Source organism: Candidatus Halocynthiibacter alkanivorans (assembly GCF_003333265.1).
In the GTDB taxonomy this organism is placed as follows: Bacteria; Pseudomonadota; Alphaproteobacteria; order Rhodobacterales; family Rhodobacteraceae; genus Halocyntiibacter_A; species Halocyntiibacter_A alkanivorans.
The window spans coordinates 111,041-125,329 of record NZ_QOLB01000117.1 but is presented as its reverse complement, the minus strand read 5'-3'; the positions used below and the strand labels follow the sequence as shown (position 1 = coordinate 125,329).

General features: G+C 58.5%; 11 protein-coding genes and 1 pseudogene. 7 read left to right on the top strand and 5 right to left on the bottom strand.

Annotated elements, in window-relative coordinates; translation table 11 throughout:
- The 3 genes and pseudogenes from DWA01_RS23660 to DWA01_RS14715 all read left to right on the top strand — a co-directional run.
- Nucleotides 1-130: pseudogene (locus DWA01_RS23660) on the top strand (IS110 family RNA-guided transposase); the annotation flags it as partial.
- A gap of 636 nt (nucleotides 131-766) precedes the next feature.
- A complete protein-coding gene (locus DWA01_RS14720) occupies nucleotides 767-2,047 on the top strand; it encodes a pilus assembly protein TadG-related protein (RefSeq protein WP_114286560.1) in 1,281 nt (426 codons plus the stop codon).
- A 119-nt stretch (nucleotides 2,048-2,166) separates the two neighbouring features.
- Entirely contained in the window at nucleotides 2,167-2,586 is a 420-nt protein-coding gene (locus tag DWA01_RS14715; RefSeq protein WP_114286559.1) for a hypothetical protein, read from the top strand.
- Nucleotides 2,587-2,693: 107 nt separating this feature from the next.
- On the opposite strand, the gene DWA01_RS14710 is transcribed toward DWA01_RS14715, so the two are convergent.
- Nucleotides 2,694-2,876 (bottom strand): hypothetical protein, encoded by a 183-nt coding sequence (locus tag DWA01_RS14710; RefSeq protein WP_114286558.1) that lies wholly within the window; start codon nucleotides 2,874-2,876, stop codon nucleotides 2,694-2,696.
- 362 nt (nucleotides 2,877-3,238) lie between these two features.
- Here DWA01_RS14710 and DWA01_RS14705 point away from each other — a divergent pair, with 362 nt between their 5' ends.
- A complete protein-coding gene (locus DWA01_RS14705; RefSeq protein WP_136057763.1) occupies nucleotides 3,239-4,822 on the top strand; it encodes a hypothetical protein in 1,584 nt (527 codons plus the stop codon).
- 245 nt (nucleotides 4,823-5,067) lie between these two features.
- Here the strand turns inward: DWA01_RS14705 and DWA01_RS22985 are convergent, their stop codons facing one another.
- Nucleotides 5,068-5,451: a hypothetical protein gene (locus tag DWA01_RS22985; RefSeq protein WP_136057762.1), complete on the bottom strand. Its 384-nt coding sequence runs from the start codon at nucleotides 5,449-5,451 to the stop codon at nucleotides 5,068-5,070.
- Nucleotides 5,452-6,225: 774 nt separating this feature from the next.
- Nucleotides 6,226-6,774, bottom strand: a complete 549-nt coding sequence (locus DWA01_RS14695; RefSeq protein ID WP_114286555.1) for a gamma-glutamylcyclotransferase family protein — start codon at nucleotides 6,772-6,774, stop codon at nucleotides 6,226-6,228.
- A gap of 146 nt (nucleotides 6,775-6,920) precedes the next feature.
- Here DWA01_RS14695 and gcvH point away from each other — a divergent pair, with 146 nt between their 5' ends.
- From gcvH to trxC, 3 genes are all read left to right on the top strand, one after another.
- Entirely contained in the window at nucleotides 6,921-7,280 is a 360-nt protein-coding gene (gene gcvH / locus DWA01_RS14690; protein WP_114286554.1) for a glycine cleavage system protein GcvH, read from the top strand.
- 231 nt (nucleotides 7,281-7,511) lie between these two features.
- Nucleotides 7,512-8,414, top strand: coding sequence for an EamA family transporter (locus tag DWA01_RS14685; protein WP_114286553.1), 903 nt, complete (start codon nucleotides 7,512-7,514; stop codon nucleotides 8,412-8,414).
- 114 nt (nucleotides 8,415-8,528) lie between these two features.
- Entirely contained in the window at nucleotides 8,529-8,975 is a 447-nt protein-coding gene (trxC, locus tag DWA01_RS14680; protein ID WP_114286574.1) for a thioredoxin TrxC, read from the top strand.
- A 93-nt stretch (nucleotides 8,976-9,068) separates the two neighbouring features.
- Here the strand turns inward: trxC and DWA01_RS14675 are convergent, their stop codons facing one another.
- Nucleotides 9,069-12,362: a translocation/assembly module TamB domain-containing protein gene (locus DWA01_RS14675; protein ID WP_114286552.1), complete on the bottom strand. Its 3,294-nt coding sequence runs from the start codon at nucleotides 12,360-12,362 to the stop codon at nucleotides 9,069-9,071.
- Complete coding sequence (locus tag DWA01_RS14670) at nucleotides 12,359-14,158, bottom strand: autotransporter assembly complex protein TamA (RefSeq protein WP_136057761.1); 1,800 nt, start codon at nucleotides 14,156-14,158, stop codon at nucleotides 12,359-12,361. Before DWA01_RS14670 ends, DWA01_RS14675 begins: the two co-directional genes overlap by 4 nt.
- Nucleotides 14,159-14,289: the final 131 nt, after the last annotated feature.

Genomic DNA, 14,289 nt, shown 5'->3' with positions numbered 1-14,289 from the left:
GCGATTGCTGCGCACCAAAGGTCGACGTCGCGCTGTAGTCGCCGTCGCGCGCAAACTGGCCGTCCTGCTGCATCGTATGTGGGTCGATGGCACGGAATTCCGTCAGGAACAGGTGGGAGGCACGGCATGAGCTAAAACGCCGACCACCCAACCCTAACGGGGTCGTCCCTCACTGGACGAGGTTCGTGGATGAAGCCGAAAATGTCTGCTGCGCAACTTGAAGCGCGCCGGAGAGCGGGGCTCTTCACTGCCGATCCAACATATGCGTGCAGCGGTGCCATCAGAGCGCCAAAACAGACTGCGGAGAGAAGCGTGACCCGGATGAGCGACAATGACCCAGAAGATAGAAGGAAAACGAGCTTGACCCAAACACCCAATTAGAGAAGCCGCCATTCGCTGCGCAATGCACGAGCCCTGGTGAGCGGACAATTTGGACCTCCAGCGCAGTCATCCTGCGGAAGCTATATCCGAAAGGATAGGGTAGCCTCCCAAAGGGGGCATAACCTCGCCGTGAGGGGCTTTGTCAATTCTCGGCATCAACTTCAAAATGGACCAATTAAGTGGAGCGATTCAAAAAATATTGAAGAAAGCGCACAGTACCCGTCGACTTGGCCCAAAAGTTTCACTCCACCAGTTCAGAACGTGGGCACAAACTGGACGGACAATGTCCAGGTGACCGTTGACAGCGCCCGCCGGCTTGCTTGACAGCCGTGGTGATAATTTTCGTCCTGAAGGCCACTTTCGCGATGTGTAAGGAGGGAGCAATGTGGTCGGTTTGACCAAAAACCTGAAACAATTGATGCAAGACACCTCAGGCGCAGTCATTGTGCTGGTGGCGGTCGCCCTGCCAACGTTTCTGCTGATGTTGGCCTTTGTCATCGACATCGGCCTCGTGCGGCTCACCGGCCACCGGCTTCAGATCACCGCGTCCGCAGCCGCGCTTGCAGGGGCAAGTCAGTTGCCGGATAATGACGATGTCAGATCAGAGGCCCTGCTTTACAGCGCAAAAAACTATCCCAACATTGATGGCCATCCCGTTCTGAAAGCCGCAGACGTAGAAACCGGAAACTGGGATGGCAGTGTTTTTGTTGAAGGCGCCAGCCCGAAAAATGCCGTGCGCGCCACCGCCCGGCGGACCGCTGTTAATCAAAACCCGCTACAATCCATTTTTGCAATTTTCGCCGGGATCAGTGAATTCGAAATCTCCCGCTCTGCTGTCGCTGAAATTGAGCCTGGGAACGGGTGCAACAGTGGCGGCTTTTTCTCTGGCAGAGAAGTGCTGTCCGGTTCGGACAACAACTACATAGAGAACTTCTGCCTCTACGGCGATGACGGGGTGAAAATCGGTTCGGACAACGAAGTGGCAGCAGGCGCAATAATTGCGATGCATGACTTTTCTGGGTTCCAGCAAGGTGGGAACAATGGTGGCGTCGAAGATGCGCTTATGGAAGCCGAATATGATCTGGTACTGCCAGGGCTGGTGGCGGGCATTATCGCAGATATGAAGAGCTCTTCAATCACCAACATGCCTGACTTCATCACCGAAGGCCCGGTCTACATTAACGAAATCACAGATTCGACCCCTCTCTCTCCCAACACGCTGTATATCGTCAAAAAGGTCGCGGACCTTGGCTCGAACCGCGTTATTTCCGACATTGCTATCGTGGCGAAAAAAGAAGTGAAAGTCGGGTCCGATGTCACGCTGTCCAACGTTGTTTTTGCGACCCCAAAAAAGATTTTGTTCGGCTCGAACAATGACATCGGATCGGTGAACTACTGCAGCGAGGGAGCATATAATATCTACTTGTTCTCCAACAGTAACATCGAATTTGGCTCTGACAATTATTTCCGGGGCGTGCAGATGGGTACGAAAAAAGAGCTGAAACTGGGGTCTGACGTAGCGGGTATGGAAGGTGTTCACGCTGAAGCAAAACGCAACATTGAATACGGAAGTGCGGATACTTATGGCGGTTGCGATGAGGGGCTGGAGTCCGTTTTTGGGACGTCTGAATTTCCCGTTGGCTTGATGCTTGCGCTGGTGAAATAGCCGGTCTTTGCCACTGCGGCAGGGCGCCGGGAGTGGGACCGCGGCGCACGAGACGAAACGCCTGCTGCCAGGGCCGGAGAGAAGACTGGGCAATGAACTGAAAACGGAGCGATGTTGTGATGATGACTTTATTCAATAATACGTCAATTCAAGTCGATCCACTGCAAAATCTAAAGGGGGACGACGGCGTCACACGTATCGAAATCGCCTTTCTGTTGCCGCTGCTGCTGCTGCTGTACTTCGGCGTTACTATGTGGGGTGGGACACTGGTACTGTTGGACAATGTGTCTGACGCCGCCCGCCTGCCTGTCGGGCAATTGTCTGTTGGCACCGCTGGTGGGGTTAAAGTTCCCGCTAACGCTGCAGCTGAAGTGTCGCGAAGGCCCCTCAGTTACACAGTCACGCCACCGGAGGTGCGGGGCTCCGGGGCAAACGACGCTCGGGCAGGCCTTGAAAACCCCGGACCTTTCGCCACTTTATTGTCCAAAATTGTGGATCAATACGACCCGCAGTTCAAAGGAACTGTATTTAAGGATTAACCGATTGAATCCTGTGTGGATGGGCTCCTTGCTGCCATTCTCTGCGTTGTCCACGAAGGTCCGCAGTGGGCCGTTCTTGACAGTGATGGCAGGGGGAATTGGTCCGATTACTGCACCAAGCACAATTCGACGAGAAGGGCGGATTGCTGACTTTTGCTGCGCTTCGCACCAATGCCTGCTGTGCGGGACAATGTGAGAATTCGCTGCGCCCACCCCGATGTCAGTTTTTCGCAGGTTGCGACGGTCGAGAAAAGTTCACGGCGAAACTCTTCCGTATATTTCATTGCCATGTCTTGTCTCCTTCATTTCGAATATCTCTCGAAAGGGACCGGAATTAAATCGGTACAATTCCAGACTTCTTTAAAATTGGGGGGGTACCGATTTCGTGGGCTAAACACCAAACCTAATTGTGAAACGGTCGCTCGTTGAGTAGCGTAATTATACTGATTTTTACACCTTTGACTTATTCGAATTTGAAGTCGTGCGGACGAGCCATAAGATTGCGACACCAGTAACCAAGGTCGGCATTAGTAGAGCGGATTGATCGTGTTGCCCGCTTAATCTAAACCGCTCCTAGACCAGAAAAACCCTGACGGCAGAAAAAATATGGGTTATCCGACTAGAACGTATTACTTGATTTAAAGAGCTCGCTTTGAACACAAATAAATATTCCAACCTTCTCGCATTTATAGTGATTGTCGTCGCATCCAGTATTGGCATCACTCCCCAAGCTTCAGCCGAACCGAACCTTGATGCCACATCGGTACGCCAGGAACGGCTCAGCGCGACCCGGCTGGCGGACGCCAACCTCACGCGGCGTGAAGGCTCGTTTATGCTTGACTACCAATCCATCCGGCTGCCTGACAATGAATCGATCGACCTGTTAGGCTATCACATCCTGACGCCGGTCAACGATTGGTTGTACCTTGGTGTGGGAAGCTATGCACCCTTGTTGAAGGGCGAGTATGGCGGCTTCATGGCATTTGGCTTTCTTGCACATGCCCAGCGTAAAATTGCTGGCAATCTGTTTGCCAGTGGCGGCGTATCGTTCGGTGGTGGTGGCGGTGGTAAAAGTATTGAACAAAGCGTGGAGCTGTCCGGTACCGGTGGGTACGCGAAGGGCTACCTCGGGTTTGGTTATGAATTCAAGAACTTCTCGGCGGGCGCAAACATCTCAAGGATGAAGTTCTTTAATTCTGCAATCGACGGCACTCAGCTTAATCTCTACGTGCAGAGGCCGTTCTCGTACGGGACCGGACCCTACGGTAATTCCGGCGAACGTTTTGTTTCTGCGAGCCCATCAGGTAGCCGCGAGACGGTCGGCGGCGATTTCGAAAGCATGATATCAGCAGGCCTGGACAATTATGCGCAGATCGACCCCGTGGGTTCGTACAAGGGGCCCATTAACGCGGTCGATCTTCAATTTTCGCAATTCTTTACGGAGAGAAGCTATTGGTACTACGCCTTAGGTGTGGGCTATAAAGGGCTGCCGATATATAATCAGGTCATTGGTGGACTGGGTTCTCGCGTCTCAGTCTCTCCACGTATAAATCTGTATGGGCAATTAGGGATTGGGTCTGGCGGCTACGCGCCTGAACTTATTGACACAGGCTCGGGACTACTGCTTTATCCAAAACTGTCTGCAGAGTACCTGCTGAACAAGAACTTAGGTATTGCTCTGACATCCGGCTATATATTCGCACCCGATGGCACGTCGAAAAACATCACTTTTGGCGCAGGGCTGAATTACCGCATCCGCTCAGCAGACGCGGGAAAGGGCGCCAACAATTCGGCGGAAAGCCGATACGAAGGATATCGATTTAGCTTCTCTCATGAAACGAAGCTCAACTTGAAAGTTAACGGCTCAGCACGAGAAAATCTTAACATGCTCACAGTGCAGGGCGACCGGATAGTCAACGACTACGTCTATATACCCGTCCGGGCCAGCATTTCTTACGAAGCTTATCGAGGTTACCCTGGATATGGAGAAGTTTCGGCGGGTGTCGGTTTGCAAAGCAAGTTTTCCGAGACAGACCGGTTCCAGTATTTTGGTGAACTGCAGGTTGGTGCCAATGTCGAGGGCTCGATTTTGAGGGCTGGTATCGGGCTGAACTATGGGCTGAGCGAAGATCTGGCTCTCCGTGGCCTGGTCAGCCAGACAATCGGCGAAAATGGGTTCCGTGCAACAAATGTGGAGCTGGGCATGACGTATCGGTTCTCTCTGCCGAGTTTTTAAACACTTCTTCACCCAATGAGCATCAATGTCTGCAATGCGAAAGCTGTGCTGCCGCATAGTTAGCCTCATTGAAGGTCGGCTTTGGGCCGAAAGCGCTACTTGGGTCCGCGCCAGATGTACGGTCTGCGGCCGGCGGCGCAGTCGATTTTAGGCGGCTATGGGCAACACCGCCGCCACCCAGCGCGAACGGGTAAGCTGCGTGCAATCTGACTTGATTGTCGGAGATTCGATGATGAATGCCCAAATTACGGACGTATTACTCTGCACGTTCCGTTAGCGATGGTTCCCCGACCGTTGTTTTCAACAAAGAACGTACTTGCAAACAACTGAATATCAAATTGGCCACCGAAGTAATAAAACTTCTTCACTCCAACATTTGGGTCTTGGTCGATGTAATCAGCTTCGTATTCATCACACGTGATACGGCCTTCGCTCCGGGCAAAAGAGCAGCGCGACAGGGTGGCATTGCTGCCTCTGTCGTCGATTTTGACAGAGCATTGGCCGTCTCGTATTTGGGCTTTTGAGTAAGATCCATCTTTCCATACTTTTGAAGAGACCGTGCAATCGTAGGTGACCGAATGCGCCATAGAGGGCAGGAAAAGGAAACTTGCCAAAACTAACCTCAACAAGGTGCACTCCGTTATACATGCTTGGAAAAAAGTAGTTGGTTGTCACCATTCCACGCGACTGCTGACGTTACAACTCTCGTTTTTCCGAAGCTAGCCTTACTGGCTGTGCATCGTGTGGCGTCAATCCGCCCCGGGTTTTCGTTTGCGTATGCCATCACCTCTGCCAGCAATGGGCTCTGATCTTGTTCTATCCGCTGCTGCGCAATGTCGCAGGTCTCCTACGCGGCCAGCACAACAACGTGCGCTCCAGTTGGCACGCGTAACTCCACGCCGTTGTGTTTGCCAGATCAGGCAAAAAGATGGGAATGGCGAAAATTTGGTTCTCGCGGCTGATAAGATAATATCGACGCGCGGTAGGTGAGGCCAGGGGGTGGGGTCTGGATGCGGTAAGTCGTGCGCAACCAAGCCCCTTTAAGCACTTCAAGTTTAGGGGCAATTTAGGGCAGGACTGGCAAAAGTTGAAATTGTTATTTAAATTCAACGTGATATGGCGGACCATGTGGCCGCCCTTATTCATTGCCGCTGATGTTGCAGACCGTCGCTCCCGCCCCTTTGCCCCCGGCGATGCCAGGGAAAAAGCGTTGGGCCGCGCCGCGCGATGCGCGGCAAAAAAATGGGGTTAAACCAGTTGCGCAGCGCCCGGGCTGTGGCGCCAGCCTTTGGCCGCCCGCTGGCCACAGTGCCCAGGAAAGGCGCCCAGGAAAGCGGCACGGTGGAAGGGCGGCCAGCGACGGTTGAATACCCCGGCGGTGCACGCCGGGAGCAGGTTCCGGCTCAGGCGACGCGCTTTAGCATGCGGTCGGTCAGGTCGCGTTCCTTGCGGCTCAGCAACTGCGCGCGCGGGTAGCGCGGCGCGGCGCGGTCGTCTTCAACCGGCATGTGCCAGCCGTCGGTGGTGTCAAAAAATGCGGCGACACCGTCTTCTCCAAATTCCCGTAGGTAACCCTGCACCACCACATCCAGATAGCTGAGCCAGATCGGTAGGGCTTTCGCCGGGCTCTGATGTTTCTGCGGGTCTACCGCATAGATCTGGGCTTCGATATCGCGCCCGGTATCATGGCGGATCTGGTGGCTGGCGTGCTGGCGGTCATAGCCGCGTTCGCGCGCATCCAGCGCGGCCCAGTCATGGTCGGGCACCGCTGCAATCAGCCCCTGGATTTTGCTGTGCGTGCAGGGGGTCGCGGTCAGCAGCACCTGGGAATAAAGACTGGTCACACGCCAGGTCCGGCGCCAGCCGGACAGGGTGGCGCGGTGGGCATCAACGTAGCTGTGGGTCGCGCGGTTCACCAGCGAGCCGTAGCCGAAAAAATAAGGATCTGTCATATGACGGATGTGGCGCAGGCTGCGTCGGAAATCAAGGGCGTTGATCGAAAGTGAGGGGTGTTCGCCGGGATGCTATATGCTAAGGCTGAGGCAAACCGGAGTGTGCCAGCGCGCAATGACCGGGCACATGTGACAGGATTAAAATTATGAAGTTCACCGAAGAACATGAATGGTTGCGGGTTGAAGACGACCTGGTGGTTGTTGGCATTACCGAACATGCTGCCACCCAGTTGGGCGATATTGTCTTTGTAGAATTGCCCGATACCGACATTACCGTCTCCAAAGACGATGAGGTGGTGGTGATTGAATCGGTCAAGGCCGCCTCTGACATTCTTGCGCCGGTGGATGGCGAGATCGTTGAAGTCAACGAAGCGCTGACCGACAATCCCGGTAAGGTCAATGAAGACGCCCAGGGCGAGGGTTGGTTTTTCAAATTGAAAGTTGAAGACCTCTCCGTGCTCGACGACATGATGTCTGAAGCCGAATATAACACCTTTATCGCCTGAACGCAGCCTCGTATCGCCTGAACGCAGCCTCGGGGCCGGAGGCGTATTTGCCCGCCGGCCCTGTGGTTTCCGACACACGCCGGCGCCACAGGGCACTGAGCAGGCTGCCGTCCGGCTGCGCAGGATTTGACACCAAAGAACCCCGGGTCAGACGCTGCTGCTCAGCCTGTTTGTTGCAGGGTTTTACCCTCACGTTTTCGCCCGTTGATTACCAGTCAGGACCAGCTCAGCATGGAAATCTGGATCGCATTATCGCTTGCCGCCGCGCTGTTTCAGACCCTGCGCTTCATGCTGCAAAAGAAGATGGCGCAGGTCACCTTGTCGGCCAGTGGCGCCACATTTGCCCGGTTTGTCTATTCGGCGCCGCTTGCGGTGCTGGCCGCGGCGATCCTGTTATTGAACATCGCGGAACCCGTGGCGCTGCCAGGGGCGCAGTTCTGGGGATTTGCGGTGGCCGGCGGCACGGCGCAGATCCTGGCCACCGTCTGCACCGTTTTGCTGTTCGGGCGGCGCAACCTGGCTGTGGGCATGGCCTTCATCAAAGTTGAAGTGCTGCTGACGCTGCTGCTGGGCTGGATTGTGCTGGGCGAGCCGGCGACCCCTGTTGCGCTGGCTGCGATTTTCGCCGGGGTGGCGGGGCTGCTGGTGCTGTCGGGTGCCATCAAGGAGGCGGCGCATTGGGGCGGTCGTTTTTTCACCCCGTCTGCCGCTTTGGGGCTGGCAGCAGGGGCATTGTTTGGCGTTTCAGCCGTCAGTTACCGCGGCGCGACGCTGGAAATCGGCCTCGCGGATCCGTTCCAGCGGGCGATTTTGACGCTCGCGGTGGTCACCAGCCTGCAGCTTCTGGCGATGGCGCTGTGGCTGGGCTGGCGGGACAGAGGTCAGATCGGCAAAGTGCTTTCTGCCTGGCGCAGTGCCAGCTGGATCGGCATGACCAGTCTGGCCGGCAGCTTTTTCTGGTTCACCGCCTTCACCCTGCAAAATGCGGCCTGGGTCAAAGCCGTCGGCCAGGTCGAGGTGATTTTTGGCATTATCGCCTCGGTGCTGTTTTTCCGCGAAAGCATTTCACGCCGGGAATATTTAGGCATTGCGCTGATCAGCCTCAGCATTCTGGCGCTGATCCTGCTGGGGTGAATGGCCCCTTCTGAGGCATTCGGACCAGAAAAACGGCAATCTGCGCTGCAGGCCTTGTCGCTGGCGTTTCTGTCTTTATATCTGGTTTCGACGGATTGTGACCAGGAGGCCAAAATGGCGGAAGCTCTGAAAATTACCTGTACCTCCTGTGGTCAGCCCAACCGGGTGCCTTCAGACCGGCTTGCGGCCGGGCCGAAATGCGGCACGTGTGGCACCAGGTTGCTGGACGGGAAAGTGGTCGAACTTGACCCGCAGGCGCTGCAAAAAGCCTCAAAGAACGACCAGGTGCCACTGCTGGTGGATTTCTGGGCGCCCTGGTGTGGCCCGTGCCGTCAGATGGCGCCGGAATTTGCCAGGGCGGCGCGCGCGATGGCGCCAAAGGTGCGTTTTGCCAAGATCAACACTGAGGACTATCCCAAAGTGTCCAGCAAGAACAACATTCGCGGCATTCCGGCTTTGATCCTGTTTCAGAATGGCCGCGAAGTGGCGCGGCTTGCCGGGGCGCGGCCGGCGCGGGACATCGAAGCCTTTGTACGCAAACACGCGAAACTGGCGGGTTAAGGCCGGATCAGACCAGAGGCGCAGCGGTTTGCTTTTGCCATGCCCAGCGGCGTCTCTGTTCCGCAACCGGGCGGTATTGCCATGCCACTGGCCTCAGTAGTCGCGCTCAAAGAATATACCGATGCCGGTGTCGCCGCTGTCCCCCAGCCGGCCTTTGACTGAGACTGAGTCTGAAAGGTCCAGGTTCAGATTGATTTCGCTTTTGCCGGTCTGATCGACGGTAATGTCGGTGTAAATATTGTCCGACAGGTATTTGCCAACGCGCAGCGCAGTGTTGCCCTCGGTGTCGGTGCTCAGATCCAAATCATCCAGCCCAAAACTCTGGCGCAGCCGGGAAACAAGACCGCCTCTGCCACCGGCCAGCACATTGAGGGAACTGACCAACCGCGCCGCCTGCAGCGCGGAAATGTCGTCAATGGCACGGCCAAACAACAGTCGGGCCAGGATTTCGTCTTCTGGCAGGTCGGGGTCCGAGCTGAAGGATATTTCAAGCTCCGAGGCGGTGCCTTCGCTGATCACACGAACGGTGGTGTCCTGCGCGGTGGTTTCCGCAACCAGGCGCAACCAGGGGTCAAAACTTCCCTGCAACACGGCGGAGCCTTCTTGCAGGGTGATGCGTTTGCCCAGGATATCCAGCCGGCCCCGGATCAGACTGAATTCACCGAGCGGCACGATATCCCGGCTGGTGCCGCTGAGGCGCAACGCGCCACCAAGTTCGGCGTCCAGCCCGCGACCGCGGACAAAGAGCTGATTGGGTGCGCGCAGCAGGATGTCCAGGTCAAGCGGAGGGGCAGGGGCCGTGCCAGCGTCCACCACCAGAACGCCGGCGCGCAGACGGGTGGCGCGCACCTCCCGCGGCTCCGCGATATGGCGGATGTCGGGGCGACTGCCGCCGCTGCCACTGGTGCCGGAGGGCAGCTGCAACTCGGTGCGGCCAAGGTCGACTGTGCCGGCGAGCCTGGCGCCGCCGCTTATCGGACCGCGCAGCGAAAGTTGCCCGTTCAGCGAAGTGCGGTAGAGATCCGGATCTGAAAAAGCGACGTTATTCAGGCTGATCTCCAGGTCTCCCGGATAAGGCGCCCCAAGCCCGAGCGTGCCCGCAAGGGCGACTTCCCCGCCCCGGATCACCACGCCGCTTGCTGTAATGCGGGCGCTGTTGCCAGCGATATCGGCGCTCAGTCTGACACGGTTCAGCCCGGTGTTATAGGCGGGCAGCGACAGGCTTGCGCCTTCAGAAGTCAGGCGGCCAGACAGGGAGGACAGCGCCGGGGCACCGCGCAGCACCAGATCAAAGCCGGCGTCGCCCAGCAGAGACAGCTCGGTGGTGAAACTGTTCACCAGCGCCAGTGGCAGGGTGCCGTTCAGAGCCAGGTCCAGCGTTTGCCCGGCATCCAGAACTTTGCCCTGGACCAGAGCGCGGATGCCCCCGGGGCCGGTGGCTGCCAGATCCAGGTCGATAGCGTCGCTGCTGCCACTGGCGGTGCCAGAGAACGCTGCCGGGCCGCTCAGCCCGTCAATAATGCGGCCAAGATTATCAAGCCGCGCTGCGAACTCCAGATTGCCGACAGCGGACTGCAAACTGCCCGTGGCATCAAGCTCCAGTGCCGGGGTTTTCAGCACAAGCGTGCTGATCTCTATTCCACCCGTGTCGCGCAGGATGGCGATATCAAGCTCTGCCGCCCCGGCCAGCAGACCGTCCAGCGGGGCAATGCCGCTTTGCAACTGCTGGCCCTGACCGGTGAGACGGAGATCGAATGCGCCGCCAAGTGGCACCAGGCGCCCCGTCACACCGGCACGGAGCGCCCCACCTATGTTCGTTGACGTGAGCGCCGCGAAACGCTGCAGGTCGCCGGCGTTTAGTCTTGCCTGCCCCTCAATAGCAAAACCACTGCTCAGATCGCCAATCGTGACATCGCCCGCCAGCGACAGATCGCCGGAAGACAAGTCCAGAACGGAGAGGGCGACGGATTCGCCTTCGCGCCACTGCAGCTCTGCCTGCAGGCCCATAGCATCGCCAAGCACCTGCTGTAGTGCCGGGTCGCTGTGGGCAAGGCCGGTCAGATTCAACGCGAGATCTGCGGTGACAGCACGTACAGTATTTGCGCGGCGCCCGATGAGCCCGCCAGCGCGGATCTGGCCGGAGTCCAGCGTCAATGCACCCTGGCTCAGACCCTCCAGCATGCCGGTAAGCGTCCATTGGTCTGCTTTGGCGGCGTCATAGCGTGCCGTCAGGCTCGCCATTTGCAGAGACGTCGGTGGGCCGGGCAGCGGCAGCCTGACTGCGGCGCCGTCCTGTGCTGCCAGCTCCGCGCGCAGATCAAAAGATTGCGGCGCACCGTCTGCCGCCATGTCAAGCGCGCCGGTGAGGCGCAAGGCGCGCGCGCTCAGCACAAAAGGGTCCAGGGTCAATCTGCCGTCCGCGCGCCGTAAACCTGTGGCCTGCAAAGAGACTTCCGGCCCCCAAAAGTCACGCAGACCGGGGTTGAACAGAGGTGTCATGTCGCCGCTGATATCGGCCCGGAACTGCCAGTCTGGCGCCGGAGGAGGCTGATCCGGAGCGGTCTCTGTCGCAATGGATTTCAGTGCCAGCACGCCGGCAAGCCGCGGCGCTCCATCGCTTGCAAGGGTAATATCCAACCCAAAATCGGACAGCGGTGCAGCGCCTCTGGCAGTGAATTCCAGCGATGGTGCGCCCGGAAGTCCCAGCGATGTGGCCAGCAATCCGCCCGGTTCTTCAAACAGCGACAGATCAACCGAAAGCTCCTGGCTGGCGGAGTTGTAGCCCGATACAAGCCGAATATCGCCCGCAATACCGTCGACGCGGCTGAGTTCAAAACGCACTTCCCCGTCGCCATCCAACAGCGACATCGCCCCGTTCATCGAAACCGCAATCGCCTGGCCCAGCACTGGTTGGGCAAGGCTGAGCAGATCTGTGGAAATTTCGCCAATATTCACCGAAACCGGTAGATCGGGCAGTACTGGTGGGGTAAATTCCGTGGCCTCTGCTGCCGGCAAAGCTGCGGCGCGCACGGGCAGACGGCTCAGGGATATTTTCGCGGCGGTGAGGCTGTTGACTTCAAAGCGACCGCGCAAAAGCGCGCTGCGCGACCAGTCGAGTTCGGCCCCCTCAATACGCAGCCAGACGCCGGTCTCGTCCGCAATGCTCAGGCTGTCAAACCGCGCCACTGAACTCAGCGCACCGGCAAAACCCTCAAGGCGTATGGTCTGGCCCGGGGCGGACAGGTTGTCCTCAATCAATGCGGTGAGAAAATCGCGGTCGCGGGATTCCTCCGCCGACTGCGCCTGTGGCATCAGCGGCAGCGCGACCAGAGCCAGCGTGCCCAGCGACAGGGCGGCGGTCACGGGGATGGCTGCAAGGCGTTTCAAAACGCCTGCCCTATGCCAATGTAAAGCTGCACGCCGGCGCCGGTGTCGCCCGCGACCGGGGCCGCCAGATCAAGCCGCAGCGGACCAAAGCCGGTGTCATAGCGCAGCCCCAGCCCGGCGCCGGCATGGAATTCACCACCGCTGCTGGGGATCAGATCCTGGTCCACAACACCGGCATCCAGGAAACCCACCGCCGAAAAATTACCGCGGATGCCAGCGCGGATCTCGCCCGAGAGACCGGCATAGGAGCGGCCACCGCTTTCACTGCTGCCGCCGGGATCCAGCACCAGCGACTGGTAGGGCTGGCCGCGCACAGTGCCGCCGCCGCCGGAGAAATAGAGCCAGTCGGCGGGCACCTCATCAATGCCGGCGCCGAGAATGGTGCCGTACTGAAACCGCCCGGCGAGGGTGAAACGCTGCGCGTCTCCAAGGCTGCGGTAGAGGCGCAGATCGGCATTCAGCCTGGCGCCCGAGGCGACGCCGTTCAGCCCGGCAAAGGGGATGGCTTCCAGGCTGGCGTAAGAGCCGGATCTGGCATCAAGCCGGTTGTCGCGCCGGTCTAGTGTTGCGCTGAGCGGAAACATCAGATGGGAAAAGCTTTGCTGCGTACCGCTTTCGGTGACCTCAGAATAGCGAAAACTGATACCGGCGCTGGCCTGGAGCTGGTCACTGATCCAGGCGTTAAGCCCAATGCCGGTTTCCATATTATCAGAGGTAAATCCAGGTTCCTCCAGGTGCGCGATCTCGCCGCTGATGTAAAGCGCCGTGTCATTCCAAAGCGTTGCCGGTCGGTCAAACCGGGCCGAAATACTGTAGTCCTCGCCGCCGCTGTCGCCGGCAATGCCTTTGATCTCGCCTTCCAGCCGCAGCCGTTCGGCACCGCCAAGCAGGTTGCGGTGCATCCAGAAGCCGTTCAGCGCCACCCCCTCAGCCGAGGAGAGTTCGGCACCAAAACCAAAGCGGCGCTTTGGTGCCTCCACCAGGCTGAGAGACAGGTCGAGCGTTTCGCCCGCTCCGAGCTTCTCCGCCTCAGAAAATGCCACAGAGTTAAAGGCGCCGGTGCGGCGCAGCCGGGCGGCAGCACGTTCAATAGTGGCCGGGGAAAACGCTTCGCCTGTGATCGGGCCGGCGATGTCCAGCACCCGGTCAGTACGCACAGCACCCGCTGTCACAACGGTGACAGCGCCAAAGCTGACCGCCGGTCCGGGGGCGATGTTCACCTCCGCATCAAGTGTCTGATTGCGGTGATCTGCGGTGATGCGCTGGGAGGCGATGCGCGCCTTGGCGTGGGAGGCGTCGCGCCAGCCGGTGAGCGCAGCCTGGCTGGCAGCTGTAATGACATCCGCGCGGGCCGGCGCGCCACGGGCCAGCTCACCTGGCAAGGCGCTGCCCGGCGCGAGCGGGGCAATGCGTAGCTCTGCGAAGGAAAAAGGCAGTCCGGTCTGTACCGAAATTTCGACTGTGCTGATGCGGACCGGCACATCCAGCGGCGACAGGCTGGCCGCCTCACGCCCGTCCACAAGAATGCGGATGCTGCCGCCATAATAGCCCTGCCGGTAAAGTGTGGTCAGAAGCTGCCGGTAATCGGCGCGGGCGGCGGCCAGAATATCCTGCGATGTTGGATCTGTGCCAGTGTCCAGCGCCATCACCCGGGAAGAGGCCCGCAGTTGCGCCTGCAGCGTCTCGCCGCCGCTGACCCGGAACCGGGTTTCAAATGCAGTGGCACTGGTGGAAATGCCAAAGAGCATGGCAGCAGCCACCATGGCCTGTCCGGAATATGCTTTGAAAAAATGCACCAGCCACACCTCAGTAAAGGTCAGCTTATATCATCGGGGTTTTTCAGGGGTTTGACCAGTGTCTGCCTGGTCACAGCCGGACAATACTGCGGGGAATGGGCGCCATATCGTCACCGGCAGAAAATGCCGGG